This window comes from Roseateles saccharophilus (assembly GCF_004342485.1).
Lineage (GTDB): Bacteria > Pseudomonadota > Gammaproteobacteria > Burkholderiales > Burkholderiaceae_C > Pelomonas > Pelomonas saccharophila.
Genome location: NZ_SMBU01000009.1, coordinates 94,826 through 109,916 on the forward strand (window position 1 = coordinate 94,826; position 15,091 = coordinate 109,916).

A 15,091-nucleotide genomic window follows, 5' to 3' on the forward strand; every position below is an offset into this window, starting at 1 on the left:
CCCTAAGGTGCGTTTGTGGCCGCAAGTGTGGCGCGTGCCGCATCGCGCCAGGCGGCCTCGGCCGTTTCAGTGCGCTGCACGGCGCGTTCGGCCGCTGCCCGCGCGCCGGCGCGGTCGCCGGCATCCAGGCGCAGCCGGGCGAGGTTGATCCAGGCCACGGCGCTGTCGTGGCGCTGCGCCGCGGCCTCGAAGGCCGCACTTGCGCCGGCCGCATCGCCGGCGGCATTCAGCGTGTTCCCCAGGCCGATGCCGGCCAGCAGATTGCCCGGCCAGCGCGCCAGCAGCGTGCGCCAGGCCAGCGCCGCCCGGGCCGGCGGCGCCGCGCGCTCGAAGCCGATGGCGGCTTCCTGCGCGTCGGCCTCGGTCGCCGTGGCCGGCAGGCGGTCCGGTGGCAGTACGGTGATGGCCCAGCGGCCACCGCGGGCCCAGGTGTATTCGAAGGTGCGTAGCGGCAGCGTCTCGCGCGCCGTCGTGCCGCTGCGCAGGATCAGTTCATGCGCGGCCAGGTCGTAGCCGACGACGACGGCGTAGTGCCAGCGCGGCAGCCAGTCCAGGCCGAGGTTCTGCAGCACGACGACGGCGTGGTCGGCCGCCACCTCGCGCAGCAGTGCCTCCAGCTCGCGCGGCAGCCGGGTCGCGACGGCGCCCTGGCGGCGCGCGCCACCCAGCATCTCGATCTGCAGGCTGCCGGCCCGCGAGGGCAGGAAGACGGCGTCGGCCAGGCGGTCGGGGTCGGCGGGCAGTTGCACGTCGGCCAGCGCGGTCGCGAGTGCGGCCGGGCCGCAGTGGTCGCGGGTCTGGGCGAAGAACGGCACGTCGGCTCGCTCGGCCCGCGGCGGCAGGCCGGCGGGCGGCGCGGCCAGCAGTGCAGCCGTCTGCGGCGGCGTGGCCAGCGTCGCGCAGCCGCCCAGCAGCAGCGCGGCGCAGGCGATGAGCTGCCGGGCGATCAACGCACCGAGCGCGTGAACGGGAAGACCTTGGTCAGGCCGAGGATGTCGGTCACCAGCAGGATGATGAAGATGGTGAAGAGCACGCCGACGACGTCGCCGCCCGCTGGCGCCTGGTCGACCTGCTGCAGCATCTGCTGGGCCTCGGCATCGGTCAGCGCGTCGACGCGGGCGCGCATCTCGTCGGTGGACACGCCGCGGGCCTGCAGCATCGCGGCCAGGTCGGCGCGGTCCAGCGCGGCCTGCAGCCGGGCATGGGCCTCACTGCGCGCAGCGGGCTGCAGCGCGGCGGCGGCCTGCTCGGTGCTGATCAACGCCGTCGGCGCTGCCTGCGCCATGCCGCTGAAGACGAGGGAGGCGGTGATGAGGGAAATGAGGGTGCGCCGGACTTGGGTCATGTCGGTCTCCTGTGGGGGAGGGTTGGGAACGGCCGACATGCTAGGGCGGGCGGCCGTTACAAATCCGCCGTGGCCGCCATGTCGCGGCCTTGTCCTACAGGTTCCGTGGCGCCGGCGAGCCGGGTCATAATCCGCTCCCAACGCGGGCGTCGTTCAATGGTAGGACCTGAGCTTCCCAAGCTCATGACGTGGGTTCGATCCCCATCGCCCGCTCCACTTCTGTCTAAGAGATTGATTCCAGAGAGGGAATCATCGCTGTGCCTCCTCCAGGACAGCCGACTGGTACAACCAGAGGCCGAAAATGGACGGAGTCCCACTGACAACGCCTCCGCGTTTCGGTCAATGGAAGTTCCCGCCGTGCGCCCGACGCAAAGGGCGTGCCTCTATATCCGGGGCGGATAACCGAGGTGCCAAACCGGCGGGTGGCAGGATCCCCCGCGAGAAGAGATGATGCGGTCGAACGGTCATGGAAAGACTTCCAGGACTTATGGGACCGGGCGATGGAGAGCCGCAAGCCAAGGCCATTTGGCAGCCGGCCACGAGGCTGCAAAAGCATCACGACGACTCGTGACGAACACAAGTCATCTGCAGCCCTCCAGGCGGCGGGCGTTTTCGCCGACCAGTCCTGGCATGAGAGATCCCCTCAAGCTAGCAGCTCGAAAATGCGCGTGCGAACTTCCGAAACGACTTCGCGCGCTCTGCGGAACGTCCGAATGGGCCGCATGTTTGGCGGTCAGTCCGCGCTCACGCGGCGGGTATCTCGACCGGAATCAACGTGTCGCCGCAGTCTGAATCTGCAGGCCCAGCTTGCCGATCGCGTCTGACACCGGGACGAAAAAATTCATCCCGGCGATCCCCTTGGCGCCCAGCCCGAGGACGGTGATGCCGATCACCTGTCCGGACTTGTCGAGCAGCGGGCCACCGCTGTTGCCGGGCAGGATGGCCACATCGCTCTGAAGGTATTGCTGCGAGCTGATTTCGCGCACACCGCTGAGGATGCCGCGCGTCAGCGTGGTGTTGAAGGCGTCGCCCAATGGCGAACCCAGCGCATACACATCCTCGCCGATCGCCGGGTCGGTCAGGCGGATCGGCATCGGCGGCACGCCGGCCGGCTCGGTCTTCACCAGCGCGACATCGCGCAGCGCCGCCGTGCGTTGCACCTCTCCGACCAGCTCGCGCCCGGTCGCCAGCCGCACCTTGACGAACTTGGCACTGCCGACGACATGCTGATTGGTCAGCAGCCAGCCGCTGCGTCCAATGAAGAAGCCGCTGCCCGAGCCGGCGTCGCCGAAGACAGTCGCGACCGCAGTGCGCAGCAGCGTGATGTTCTTCGACAGCGCGTCGTTGTCCGCTGTCGCCACGCCGTCAATGGTGAGCTTGGCGTTGTCTGCCGGCGCAGAAGCCGCAATGGCGCCGGCAATGCCTGCCAACACTGTCGTGTCGGCAGGCGTGGACACGGCGGTCAGGAAGCCGGGCTCGGCCAGCAGGTTTCTCGCCGCTGCCACGAAGGCTTCGACGGGAATCGCCGAGACTTGGCCGTCCAAGGCCTTGTCCGCAGTATGGAAGCGCCCTTCGGTGGTGGTTTCGAAGACGACCTTCTGCTGCTCGGGCGCAAACACCTGCCAGAACAGCTTCAAATAGGCCTCGCCGGTCCAGGAGTTGGTGCTCTTGCTGCACAGATTCGTCGAAACCTCCTTGATCAGCACACCGACATGGAGCTCATCTTTGCGCTCCTTGCTGGCGCCGACGTTCGCCTTCTCCTCGAACAGCGCATCTGACGGCGTGGGAACTGGAAAATTGGCCTGCTGCAGCAGTTGCTTGAAGCGCGCCGTAATTTGCCCGTTCGGCAAGATGGCCTCGGAGGTTTTGTTGTTCCACTGGATATCGCCGCGTCGCCCACAAAACCAGCCACCCTGCAATTCCCCGATCGGGCCCGCGCCAGCGTCGAAGCGCCGCTTGACGGTGCGTAGATAGGTTGGGCGGCCGGGCTTGCCGTCCGGAAAATGCAGGGCCGCCTTGAGTTCCACCGCCGGGATCTGTGCGGGTGCCGCCTGTGCCACGCCTGCCGCGGTGCTCAGAACCAGGCTGAAAAGCAGGCAATGAGCGAGCGCTGGGCCGGGCATCTTCGGGTGTGTATCGGAATTCATCGGGTCCACCATCGGGATTCAGGGCACTGGATTCAAACGCGGGCGATGCTGCCACACGTTTCTGCGCGCTTCGCTTGGGTGGCGGTGATCTTTCACAAAGCGGGCAGTGTTTCTTGGGCACGACATGGGCCGTGCGCGGCGGCGACCGGGCTCGTCGGCAATCGTCACGGCCGCCGGCGCAGCGGTGCTCGGCCGCTGGTTCTGCCGCTGCAGTAAGCCGGTCTCTCAGCCGTCACGCGGCCCTTCTGCGCCGCTTACGAGGATGTGGTCGGTGCGCAGGTCCTGGTTCCCTGTGGAGGCGAGGTTGCGATAGCCCCGCCAGGTCCAGCTATGGGGCGGCTGCTCTAAGTGGCGGAGACCGACTAGCTGCTGGAACTGCGCGTGTTCCTTGGGCGTGTGGTGGATCTGGCCGGTCAAGGCGATGGGGTCGTAGAAGTCGCGGCCTTCGGGCACGATGTTGGCGTCGTCCATCAGCACGATCAGCACGAACTGCTCGTGCGACTTCATCTGCCCGCCGACCCAGCCGTCCAGCGCGTCAAGCCAGCCGAATTTGTAGACGAACTCGTCACAGCCCGGTGCCTGGCTGTTGGGGAAGTGGCCGGCGATGACGAGGGCCTGTCGGTCGCCGACGCGCGGGCCCAGTTGCGGTGGATGCAAGCGTTCTGGGAAACGAGGTCGCCCTGCGGAAGAACGCTGCTGGTCTACCGCCGCTTGCGCTTTGGGCGGCGCCGACATCAGTCAATGCGTCGCATCCTCACGCGTCCGAGAGGCGATTCGCCGCAGGCCCTTGGAGGCGCGCAACGCCGGACCTCATGCTCCAACCATCTGGAACGGACCGGCATTCCAGGGAGTGGGCGGGGCTTGATCAGTACCTCAGACTGCCCCTTCTCGATTCAACCCTCCACCCAGCTCACCCGCCCGCGCCCGGCCGCTTTGGCGAGGTAGAGGGCCTTGTCCGCGGCCTCGACCAGCCCCTGGGCCTGCGCAGCGGCCGACACGCCGAGGCTGATCGTCACGATGCCGTCGATGCCCGGGTGCGGCAGGGCCAGCGCCCGCACGCTGTCTTCCATCAGCTGGGCCACGCCGATGGCGCCGGCCAGGTCGGTGTCGGGCAGCAGGCAGATGAATTCCTCGCCGCCGTAGCGCGCCAGCAGGTCGGTGGGCCGGCGCAGGCAGCTGCGCAGCGTGGCGGCGATGCGGCGCAGGCAGTCGTCGCCGGCGAGGTGGCCCAGCGCGTCGTTGTAGCGCTTGAAGTGGTCGACATCGGCCAGCACCACGGCCAGCGGCGAGCGCGTGCGCTGGGCGCGGCGCGTCTCGGCAAGGAAGCGCTCGTCGAAGTGGCGGCGGTTGTGCACGCCGGTCAGGCCGTCGATGAAGGCCAGCTCGCGCAGCAGGTCGGACTGGTGCTTGAGCGTCAGCTGGGTGCGCACGCGGGCCCGCACGACGCTGGGGTTGAAGGGCTTGGTGATGAAGTCGGCGGCGCCGGCGTCCAGGCCGCGGGTCTCGTCGTCGGGCTGGTCCTGCGAGGTGACGAAGATGACGGCGATGGAGCGCAGCAGCGGGTCGGCCTTGAGCTCGGCGCAGAGCTCGTGGCCGTCCATGCCGGGCATCTGCACGTCCAGCAGCACGAGGTCGGGCTGGCGTTCGCGGCACAGCTGCAGCGCGCGCGTGCCGTCCGTGGCCATCAGCACCTGGCAGTCGCTCCCGAACACGCGGTGCAGGGCCTGGATGTTGACGGGCTGGTCGTCGACGAGCAGCAGGCGCGGCCGGCGGCCCGGCGGGGCCTGGCTGGTCAGAGGCATGGACAGCATCATGGCGGGGTCTCCAGCATGGCGCGCAGTTCGCGGCACAGGGTCAGCGCGCGGCCGAAGTCGAGCGTGGCGATGGCCGCATCCAGGGCGGCGGCGTGGGGCTGCGGGAGCTGCTCGCGGAGTGCGGCGTGGCAGTCCAGGGCCTCGAGGTCGGCGCCGTCCAGCAACTCGACGAGGCGTTCCAGCCGAGCGGCGAGGCTGCCCGCGGGCGCCTCGGGCGGTGGCGCCACGGGCGGGGTGGCGCGGGCCGCGAGGTTGGCGGCCAGGCGGTCGAGCGCGGCCAGGTCGGCGCGGCGGCGCTCCAGGAAGCGGCGCTGCCAGTCGTCGTCGGGTTGCACCGTGTGTTCGCCCTCGGCGGCCAGCTCGGCGAGGCGCTCGGCGCCCAGCATGGCGGCGAGGCCGCGGAAGCCGTGCAGGCCGCGCGCGGCGCTCGTGCCGCCCTCGCTGAGGACCTGGGCGAGCTTGCGGTCCTGCTCGTGCAGCGCGGCCAGCGTGCGCTCGAACAGTTCGACGCGGCCGGACATGCGCGCCAGCGCCTCGGCCAGCGCAATGCCGGCGCGGCCGGCGTCGGCCAGCAGCGCCGGCGGCAGCGCGGGCCGGGCCGGTGCCGTGGCCTCGGCCTGGGCTTCGCCGCAACGGCGCCGCAGCACGGCGACCAGGCTGTCGGGGTCGAAGGGCTTGCCGATGTGCTCGTCCATGCCGGCGTCCAGGCAGGCCTGGCGCTCGGCGGCCAACGCGCCGGCGGTCATCGCGATGATGGGCAGCTTCAGGCCGAGCTGGCGGCGGATCAGGCGCGTGGCCGTCGTGCCGTCCATCACCGGCATCTGCACGTCCATCAGCACGGCGTCGAAGCCGCGCCGGCCACGGGTCTGGGCGAGCAGGGTCAGCGCCTGCTGGCCGTCGCCGGCCAGCGTGACGGCGGCGCCTTCGAGCTCGAGCAGCTCGCGCGTGACCTGCTGGTTGCCGGGGTTGTCCTCGACGAGCAGCAGGCGCAGGCCGGCGAGGCGCTGCGGCGCGGGTTCCGGTGCGTCGTCGCCGTGGCTGCGCGCGCGGGCGGCGGCAGCCACGGCCTGGGCCAGCAGCGTCGCGGTGACGGGCTTGACGAGGAAACCGTCCAGCAGGGCCTGCTCGCTGGCGCTGCGCTCGGCCAGGCGCTCGCGGTCCTGGCCGGTGACCATCAGGATCAGCGGGCCGGGGCCGAGGCGCTGGCGCAGGTGCACGGCTGTCTGCCAGCCGTCCATGCCCGGCATCACCCAGTCGAGCAGCACGACCTCGGGGGCATTGCTCCCGGCGAGTTCCAGCGCCTGCGCACCGCCGGCGGCGAGGCTGACCTGCCAGCCCAGCGACCCGGCCAGCGCGCCGATGACGCGGCGGGCCTCGGCGTGGTCGTCGACGACGAGGGCGCGCAGGGCCTGGTGAGGCGCCGGCTGGGCCTGGGTCTCGGGCAGCGCGAAGCTCAGCGTGAAGCTGAAGCGGCTGCCCTTGCCGAGTGCGCTGTCGACATGGATGTCGCCGCCCATCAGGCGCACCAGGCGGCGGCTGATGGCCAGGCCCAGGCCCGTGCCGCCGAAGCGGCGCGCGGTGGAGGCCTCGGCCTGGGTGAAGCCGGAGAAGATGCGCTGCTGCTGCTCGGGCGCGATGCCGATGCCGGTGTCGCGCACCGAGAAGGCCAGCGTCGTGCTGCTGGCGGTCTGTGCGACGCGCGCTATGCCGAGCACGACTTCGCCGGCCTGGGTGAACTTGATCGCGTTGCTGGCGAGGTTGACGAGGACCTGCTGCAGCCGCAGCGCGTCGGCGATGACGACGGGTGGCAGCTGCGGGTCGACGTCGAAGAGCAGCTCCAGTTCGCGCTTGTCGACGTTGGCTGCGAGGATGACGGAGAGGTCGCGCAGCAGTTCGTCCAGCCGCGTCGGGTGCGGGTCCAGCTCGAGGTGGCCGGCCTCGATCTTGGAGAAGTCGAGGATGTCGTTGAGCAGGCCGAGCAGGCCGCGCGCAGCGCCCTCGCTCTTGGCGGCGTAGTCGCGCTGGCGTGCGTCCAGCGGCGTCTTCTGCAGCAGGCGCAGCATGCCGAGCACGGCATTCATCGGCGTGCGGATCTCGTGGCTCATATTGGCCAGGAAGCGCGTCTTGGCCTGGGAGGCGCGCTCGGCGGCGAGGCGGGCCTGGGCCTGGGGCGTCAGGTCCAGGCAGGTCAGCACCAGGCCGCCCGGGAGGGACGAGGACGGCGGCAGCAGGGCGGTGCGTGCCTCGACGAGATGGCCGCCGCTGCGGTAGGTTTCCAGGCGGTTGGCTTGCGGGTCGCGGCCCAGGGCCAGGGCGGCCTCGGTGGCGGTGCGGGCGGTCTCGCCCTGGCCGTAGTCGCCGCGCGAGGCGAGGAAGCCGATGAGGTCGTCGAAGCGCAGCGAGGGCTCTTCGAACAGCGAGGCCGGCAGGTTGAAAAGCCGCTCGAACTCGGCGTTGTGCACGATGAGGCGGCGCTCGGCATCGAAGACGGCCAGCCCGCAGGGCAGATGGGCCACGACCTCGCGCATCAGCGGGCTGGCCGAGGCGGTCGCACCAGGGGGGCCAAGTGCGTGCTCGGCGCCCGTGCTGCCTTGCATGTCCCAAGCCGCCATCGCTCCCCCGAACCGCTGGCGCCCGGCTTGCGATGCCAGGCGGTTTCGAGTCTAGGGCGGCCCCACCGGATGGCGCGATGGGGTCGCTGCAAGCAGTTACAGGTTTGCCCTAGTCCCGCACGATGCGGCCGGGTGCGGCCTGCCGCACCGCGTCGGGGTTGGCGCGCAGCAGGTCGACGAGGGCATCGATGTCGGTGCCCAGCACGGCGCGGTCGCGGCCATGCTTGAAGCCGGCCTGGGCATCGCCACCCTCGGACAGGAAGTTGTTGACGACGACGCGGTAGTCGCGTGTGCGCTCGAGCGGCTGACCGCCGACGAGGACCTCGCCGAGCGCGGCATTGCCGTCGGTGCCGACGCGCCAGTGGTAGCGCAGCGTCGACGAGGGCTGCAGCATGCGCGGCTCGGCGCCGCCCCTGGGCAGCTGGCGCTGCAGGATGTCCCGGATCTGCTGACCGGTCAGCGTCAGCGCGACGACGTCGTTGCCGAAGGGCTGAATGGCGATCAGGTCGCTCATCGTCGTCGGCTTGTCGGGCTCGACGCTCAGGTCGGCGCGGATGCCGCCCGGGTTCATGAAGGCGATGTCGGCGGGGCCCTGCCTGCGCGCGAACGCGAGCTGGCTGTCGGCGATCAGGTTGCCCAGCCAGGAGTCGCCGTTGGGCTCCTTGGCATGGCGCGTGGCGCCGCGCGGCAGCGTGGCGACGGGCTTGTTGCGCTGGGCCGCCGTCAGCGCGGCGGCTTGGGCGACCAGGGCCGCCAGTGCCGGGTTGGGTGCGTAGACCGACTGCAGCACGGGGTGGTTGATGGCCTGGGCGTCCAGCACATGGCCGGCGGCGTCGAGCTTGAGGCGGCTCTCGGTGATCCAGCCGCCATAGCTGCCGGCCTGCACGACCAGGCGGCCGTTGATCTTGCAGGTGTAGGCCTGGTGGGTGTGGCCGCCGATGATGATGGCGTAGGCAGGGTCCAGTCGCCTGGCGATGTCCAGCACGCGACCGCTCAGCGTCGGGCAGGCATAGCTCGCGTCGTTGGCCGCGCCGCCGGGGCCTTGCACGCCGCCCTCGTGCATGACGGCGACGAGCACCTGGGCGCCTTCGGCCTTGAGCCGGGGTACCAGCGCGTTCAGCGTGTCGGCCTCGTCCGCGAAACGTATGCCCTGGATGGCCCGCGCGACGATGACGTGCGGCGTGTCCAGCGTCGCGACGCCGGCGATGGCGACCTTGAAGCCGGCCGCCTGCTTGACGACGTGGGTGGGCAGCAGGGGCTGGCCGGTGGCCGCGTCCAGCACATTGGCGCCGAGATAGGGGAAGCCGGGGCCCTTGAAGCCGGGCCACAGGCACTCCGTCGGGCCGCATTCGCCATGTGCCTTGCGCAGCAGCTCGGGCAGGCCGGCGTCGAGCTCATGGTTGCCCAGCGCGCTGGCGCTGATGTCGAGCCGGGACATGGCCGCCAGCGTCGGTTCGTCGCGCAGCAGGCCGGAGATCAGCGGCGACGCGCCGATCAGGTCGCCGCCGGCGACGACGAGGGAATCGGGGTGCCGGGCGCGCAGTTCGGCCAGCGCGGAGGCCAGATAGGCCACGCCACCCGCCGGCTGCGCCTTGACCTCACCGGTGGCAGGGTTGGCGACGCGCGGCATCAGCGGCGTCGGCTGGGCGGGCTGGATGTTGCCGTGGAAGTCGTTGATGGAGAACAGCGTCAGTTCGGTCGGGGCTGCGGCCGGCTGCGCCGCACAGCCGGCGAGCAGGGCGGCGAAAGCGATGCCGACGCTGAAACGAAATTGGGTTGAAAAGGCCATGGCGCAGGGGGCTTGAACGTGGCGGCGATCTTAAAAGTGGCCATGCGGCAGGAGTTTGTCGCGATTTGGCGACAACCCTCAGGGCCTGCCCCTAAGTTTACAAATGCCGAAATTTGCACTCGTTGGGTGCGCCCGAATGGGCCCATATGGTTTGTGGCAAGGCGGATTTGGGGGCGAAAACGAGGTCTGTCGCGGTCTTTCGATGCACTGTCGAAGTGCCTTTTCAATCGGGCGAGTGTCTGAAACGGGCCACTTCTGACTTACCCGTAAAGTTCTGTCACGGAAAGTCATGACAATTCCGTCACCGCCGCAGCCGCGCCCATGTTTCGGGCGCCGAGCAATGCAGCAGCAATACGTCGCGTGACGTTTTTGTGACGATTTCGACATCAGCAGCGCGAGTTCGCGCAAACAACAGGAGAGATTGGGATGAGCAACAGGTTTGGGTCTGGATTCCCGCTGTCGGCGCTATGTGCCGCTGTCGCCATCGTGGCTGCCGCGCCGGCCGTGGCGCAGAACACGACCGCTGCCGTTGCCGGCCAGGTCATCGGTGCCGACGGCAAGCCGCTGGCTGGTGCCACGGTCACCATCGTGCACAGTGATTCGGGCTCGACCAATACGCTGACGACCGACGCCGATGGCCGCTTCTCGGCCCGTGGCCTGCGCGTTGGCGGCCCCTACACCATCACCGCCGTGAAGGGCAGTGACCGCGAAGTCCGGAACGACGTCTACCTGGCCCTGGCCGAAACCCAGAGCCTGGAACTGCGCATCCGTGGCGCCAACGTGCTCGAAACCGTCGTCACGACGGGTAGCGCCACCGGCAGCAACAAGTTCGACAGCTCGACCATGGGTGCCGGTACCAGCATCGGCAAGCAGGAACTGGCCGCCTACGCGTCCATTTCGCGCAGCCTGCAGGACTACGCCCGCAATGACCCGCGCGTCGTCCAGACCGACAAGGGCAATGGCGAAATCTCCGTTGCCGGCCAGAACGGCCGCTTCAACACCGTGACGATTGACGGCGTGAAGGTCAACGACACCTTCGGCCTGGAACTGAACGGTCTGCCGACGCTGAAGCAGCCGATCTCCATCGATGCCATCCAGGCCGTGCAGGTCAACGTCTCCAACTACGACGTGACCCAGCAGGGCTACACGGGCGCCAACATCAACGCCGTCACCAAATCGGGTACGAATGAGTTCACCGGCAGCGTCTATGCGGCATACCGCGACGACAAGCTCAGCGGTGACCGCTACGACCGCGTGCGCAACGTCACCTTCCCGACGCCGACTTTCCAAGAGAACCTGAAGGGCTTTACCTTCGGTGGCCCGATCATCAAGGACAAGCTGTTCTTCTTCGCCAATTACGAAGAATTGAAGAGCAGTCGCTCCGTGCCGGCTTTCGGCCCGTTGGGCAGCAGCAGCGTCAACGTCGGCATCACGCAGGCCCAGATCCAGGCCGCACAGGATTTGGCCAACAGCAAGTACGGCATCGACATTGGCAGCCTGTCGACGCCCAAGGGTGTCCAGCTGGTCGCCAAGGACACGCTGCTGAAGCTGGACTGGAACGTCAGCGACAACCACAAGGTCAATGTCCGCTATACCAAGTCGGAGGAGAGCAATCCGATCTTCCCGAACTACACGGCCAACCAGCTGTCCCTGTCATCGGATTGGTATTCGCAGGTCAAGACGCTGGAAACCGTCGTCGGCCAGTGGTTCGCCGACTGGACGGACAGTTTCTCGACCGAGCTGAAGCTGTCGCAGCGCGATTACAAGAGCGACCCGAAGAACAACAGCAACCTGCCTCAGGTGGGGCTGACCTGGACAACGGCGGCCCCCGCCGGCACCGCCACCGGCAACCGTACGCTGACCTTCGGCACCGAGCAGAGCCGCCATTTCAACAGCCTGCACACCAAGACCTTCAACGGGTTCTTCGCGGGCAACCTCTTCTTGGACAAGCACGAGATCAAGGCCGGCGTCGACCTCGAGCGCAACGAGATCTTCAACGCTTTCTTGCAGAACACCCGGGGCGTCTACACCTTTAGCGGCACCGATCCGATCGCGCTGTGGAATGCCGGCGTGCCGACCTCCTACCAGGTCCAGCAGCCGCTGGCCGGCAACACGCTGCAGGACGGCGCCGCCAACTGGACACTGTCGAACATCGGCCTGTTCGTGCAGGACACCTGGAAGGTCAACAAGCAGCTGAACATTGTCGCGGGCCTGCGTCTTGACACGCTGGAGACCGGCGACAAGCCGAAGTTCAACTCGGTCGCTTCCGGTGCTCCGACCATTCTGGTCAACGGCCGTGCTGGCGGTGGCTTCGGCTACAACAACAGCTACACGCTGGACGGCCAGAAGATCATCCAGCCGCGCTTCGGCTTCAATTACCAGTTTGATACTGCCGACAAGCTGAAGACTCAGTTGCGCGGTGGCGCTGGTCTGTTCATGGGCTCGGCCGCTTCGGTGTGGCTGACCAACCCCTACCAGAACACCGGTGTCACGACGGCCAACTTCAGTTGCGGTGGCGGTTCCACGCCTTGCTCGGCCATTCAGTATTCGCCCAATCCGGCGACGCAACCGACCGTGACCGGCACGCCGCCGGCCGCGAACGTCGACTTCATCGCTCCGGGCGTGAAGCAGCCGACGGTCTGGAAGATGAACCTGGCGCTGGACAAGGAACTGCCCTGGTACGGCCTCGTCGCTGGCGCCGAGTGGCTGCACACCGAGGTCGACAAGGGGCTGTACTACCAGTACCTGAACCTCGGCCCGGTTGTTTCGACGTCGCCGCTTGACGGTCGTGAGATGTATTACAACGCTGCTGGCCGGAGCCCCCTGTGCTACGCGGGCGGCAACGATTCCAGCCCCAGCAATTGCGGTCGCCTGGTCAAGTCGCTGAACAACCAGAGCTTCAACAACGTCACGCTGCTGAAGAACACCAGCAAGGGCGATGGCGACGTGCTGACCTTCTCGCTGACGGGGCCGAACAAGACGGGCTTCGGCTGGAGCGCCGCCTACACCTTCACCCGCGCGACGGAAGTGAGTGGCCTGACCTCGTCGACCGCCAACTCCGGCTGGCTGAATCGTGCCGTCTTCAATCCGAACGAAGAGGTTGCTGCGAACTCGGCGACGCTGATCCGTAACCGCTTCACCGGCAACCTGAACTGGGCCAAGGCTTTCGTCGGCAAGTACAGGACGACCTTCGGTCTGTTCTATGAAGGCCGCACCGGCCATCCCTATAGCTGGACGTTCAACAACGACGTGAATGGCGATGGTGTGGCGGGCAACGATCTGCTCTACATCCCGAAGGGCCCGGGCTCCGGCGAAGTCATCTTCCGCTCGTCGAACACGGGCGCGGCGATGACGACGCAAGCTCAGATCGACGCGTTCACGGCGTCGACCTCGGCCGCGGCCGAAGCCAAGTTCTGGTCCATCGTCGACGCCAATCCCAGCCTGCGCAACTCCAAGGGCAAGGTTGTCGGCCGCAACGCCGCCTTCTCGCCCTTCGTCAACAGCTTTGACGTGCGCGTGAGCCAGGAAGTGCCGGGCCTGTTCGGCAACAACAAGGGCACCATCACGCTGGACATTCTGAACGTCGGCAACCTGATCAAGAAGGAATGGGGCCGCATCGACGAAGTCGGCTTCGGCACTGGTGGCGCGACCCGTCGCTGGATCAACTACGCCGGCATCGACCCCACGACCGGCAAGATGGTCTACGCGGTGAATGATCCGAGCGACTACACCACCAAGCAGACCCGCGGCGAATCGCAGTGGGCCATGCAGATCACGGCCAAATACGAGTTCTGACCGCGCAAGAAGAGCAGGGCCGCCTCATCGGCCCCGTCAAAAGCAAAGGGCCCCACAAGGGCCCTTTTTTACTGGCGAAGATTTCCGTCGTGGCTATTTCTGGATGTCACCCAGGCACAGGTACTTCACCTCGACATAGTCCTCGATGCCCTGGCGCCCGCCTTCGCGGCCCAGGCCCGACTGCTTGACGCCGCCGAAGGGCACCTCGGCCGTCGAGATCAGGCCGGTGTTGACGCCCACCATGCCGTACTCCAGCGCCTCGCCGACGCGGAAGATGCGGCCGATGTCGCGGCTGTAGAAATAGCTCGCCAGGCCGAACTCGGTGGCATTGGCGAGCTGGATCGCGTCGGCCTCGGTCTGGAACCTGAAGACGGGCGCGACCGGGCCGAAGGTTTCCTCGCGCGAGCACAGCATCTGCGGGTTGGCATCGGCGAGCAGCGTCGGCTCGAAGAAATTGCCGGAAAGGCCGCCCGCCGCCTCCATGCGCTTGCCGCCGGCTAGTAGGCGCGCGCCCAGCGCGATCGCGTCGGCCACGTGGGTCTCGACCTTCTGCATCGCCTGCTCGTCGATCAGCGGGCCGACGTTGATGCCGGCCTCGAAGCCGTTGCCGGTCTTCAGCGCCGCCACCTTGGCCGCGAATTTTTCCAGGAAGGCGTCGTAGACGCCGGCCTGCACATAGATGCGATTGGCGCAGATGCAGGTCTGGCCGGCGTTGCGGTACTTGCTGGTGATGGCGCCGTCCACCGCCGAGTCGAGGTCGGCGTCGTCGAAGACGATGAAGGGCGCGTTGCCGCCCAGCTCCAGGCTGAGCTTCTTGACCGTCGGCGCGCACTGGCGCATCAGGATGCGGCCGACTTCCGTGCTGCCGGTGAAGGACAGGTGCCTGACGACGTCGCTCTCGCACAGCACCTGGCCGATCTCGATGGACTGCTGCGCATCCGCCGTCAGCACGTTCAGCACGCCGGCCGGCATGCCGGCGCGCTGGGCCAGCTCGGCCGCGGCCAGGGCGGTCAGCGGCGTCGCCTCGGCCGGCTTGATGATGACGGTGCAGCCGGCGGCCAGGGCCGGCGCGACCTTGCGCGTGATCATCGCCAGCGGGAAGTTCCATGGCGTGATGGCCGCGCAGACGCCCATCGCCTGCTTGACGACGAGATAGCGCTTGGTCGGGTCGGTCGTCGGGATGGTCTCGCCGTAGATCCGCTTGCCTTCCTCGGCGAACCAGTCGAGGAAGCTGGCGCCGTAGATCACCTCGCCGCGCGCCTCGGCCAGCGGCTTGCCCTGCTCGGCCGTCATCAGCCGGGCCAGGTCGTCGGCATGCCTGACGAGCAACTGCTGCCAGCGCACCAGCACGGCGGCGCGCTCCTTGGCGGGCTTGGCACGCCAGGCGTTGAGCGCGTTGGCGGCGGCGGCGATGGCCGTGTCGGCCTCGGCCCGGCCCAGATTGGGCACCTGGGCCAGTTCGCGGCCGGTGGCCGGGTCGGTCACGGCAAAGCTGCCCGGGCCGGCCACCCATTCGCCATTGATCAGGGCCTGGGTGCGCAGCAGGCCGGCATCCTCGAGCGCGGCCAGCGGGGAATTCGCGTCCATTC

At 68.3% G+C, this 15,091-nt stretch carries 9 protein-coding genes and 1 tRNA gene; 2 read left to right on the forward strand and 8 right to left on the reverse strand.

Features of this window, described 5'->3' with window-relative positions; genetic code table 11:
• Positions 1-2: 2 nt before the first annotated feature.
• Positions 3-950, reverse strand: a complete 948-nt coding sequence (locus tag EV671_RS09970) for a PA2778 family cysteine peptidase (protein ID WP_132571160.1) — start codon at positions 948-950, stop codon at positions 3-5.
• Positions 947-1,345: a PA2779 family protein gene (locus tag EV671_RS09975; RefSeq protein ID WP_132571161.1), complete on the reverse strand. Its 399-nt coding sequence runs from the start codon at positions 1,343-1,345 to the stop codon at positions 947-949. The genes EV671_RS09970 and EV671_RS09975 overlap by 4 nt, the downstream gene beginning before the upstream one ends.
• Positions 1,346-1,487: 142 nt before the next feature.
• Between EV671_RS09975 and EV671_RS09980 the strand changes: the two genes are divergently transcribed.
• Positions 1,488-1,561 (forward strand) — tRNA-Gly (locus EV671_RS09980).
• 554 nt (positions 1,562-2,115) lie between these two features.
• On the opposite strand, the gene EV671_RS09985 is transcribed toward EV671_RS09980, so the two are convergent.
• The 5 genes from EV671_RS09985 to EV671_RS10005 form a co-directional block, all read right to left on the reverse strand.
• The gene (locus EV671_RS09985; RefSeq protein WP_243655670.1) at positions 2,116-3,492 is read right to left on the reverse strand and encodes a S1C family serine protease; all 1,377 of its coding nucleotides are present in this window, start codon (positions 3,490-3,492) and stop codon (positions 2,116-2,118) included.
• Between the two features lie 225 nt (positions 3,493-3,717).
• Positions 3,718-4,149, reverse strand: coding sequence for an exonuclease/endonuclease/phosphatase family protein (locus tag EV671_RS09990; protein ID WP_132571162.1), 432 nt, complete (start codon positions 4,147-4,149; stop codon positions 3,718-3,720).
• A 236-nt stretch (positions 4,150-4,385) separates the two neighbouring features.
• Positions 4,386-5,306 (reverse strand): diguanylate cyclase, encoded by a 921-nt coding sequence (locus EV671_RS09995; protein WP_243655671.1) that lies wholly within the window; start codon positions 5,304-5,306, stop codon positions 4,386-4,388.
• Positions 5,303-7,903 (reverse strand): response regulator, encoded by a 2,601-nt coding sequence (locus tag EV671_RS10000; RefSeq protein ID WP_165917521.1) that lies wholly within the window; start codon positions 7,901-7,903, stop codon positions 5,303-5,305. The genes EV671_RS09995 and EV671_RS10000 overlap by 4 nt, the downstream gene beginning before the upstream one ends.
• 124 nt (positions 7,904-8,027) lie before the next feature.
• On the reverse strand, positions 8,028-9,707 hold the full coding sequence (locus EV671_RS10005) for a bifunctional metallophosphatase/5'-nucleotidase (RefSeq protein WP_132571164.1): 1,680 nt from the start codon (positions 9,705-9,707) through the stop codon (positions 8,028-8,030).
• A 426-nt stretch (positions 9,708-10,133) separates the two neighbouring features.
• On the opposite strand from EV671_RS10005, the gene EV671_RS10010 reads away from it, so the two are divergent.
• On the forward strand, positions 10,134-13,502 hold the full coding sequence (locus EV671_RS10010; protein ID WP_132571165.1) for a TonB-dependent receptor: 3,369 nt from the start codon (positions 10,134-10,136) through the stop codon (positions 13,500-13,502).
• A gap of 93 nt (positions 13,503-13,595) precedes the next feature.
• On the opposite strand, the gene EV671_RS10015 is transcribed toward EV671_RS10010, so the two are convergent.
• The gene (locus EV671_RS10015) at positions 13,596-15,089 is read right to left on the reverse strand and encodes an NAD-dependent succinate-semialdehyde dehydrogenase (protein ID WP_132571166.1); all 1,494 of its coding nucleotides are present in this window, start codon (positions 15,087-15,089) and stop codon (positions 13,596-13,598) included.
• Between the last annotated feature and the right edge of the window lie 2 nt (positions 15,090-15,091).

Excerpts from the sequence above, each read along its gene's own strand:
- EV671_RS09975 (WP_132571161.1), bottom strand. The coding sequence starts at position 1,345 with ATGACCCAAGTCCGGCGCACCCTCATTTCCCTCATCACCGCCTCCCTC.
- EV671_RS09985 (WP_243655670.1), bottom strand. The coding sequence starts at position 3,492 with ATGAATTCCGATACACACCCGAAGATGCCCGGCCCAGCGCTCGCTCAT.
- EV671_RS09995 (WP_243655671.1), bottom strand. The coding sequence starts at position 5,306 with ATGATGCTGTCCATGCCTCTGACCAGCCAGGCCCCGCCGGGCCGCCGG.
- EV671_RS10000 (WP_165917521.1), bottom strand. The coding sequence starts at position 7,903 with ATGCAAGGCAGCACGGGCGCCGAGCACGCACTTGGCCCCCCTGGTGCG.
- EV671_RS10005 (WP_132571164.1), bottom strand. The coding sequence starts at position 9,707 with ATGGCCTTTTCAACCCAATTTCGTTTCAGCGTCGGCATCGCTTTCGCC.
- EV671_RS10010 (WP_132571165.1), top strand. The coding sequence starts at position 10,134 with ATGAGCAACAGGTTTGGGTCTGGATTCCCGCTGTCGGCGCTATGTGCC.
- EV671_RS10015 (WP_132571166.1), bottom strand. The coding sequence starts at position 15,089 with ATGGACGCGAATTCCCCGCTGGCCGCGCTCGAGGATGCCGGCCTGCTG.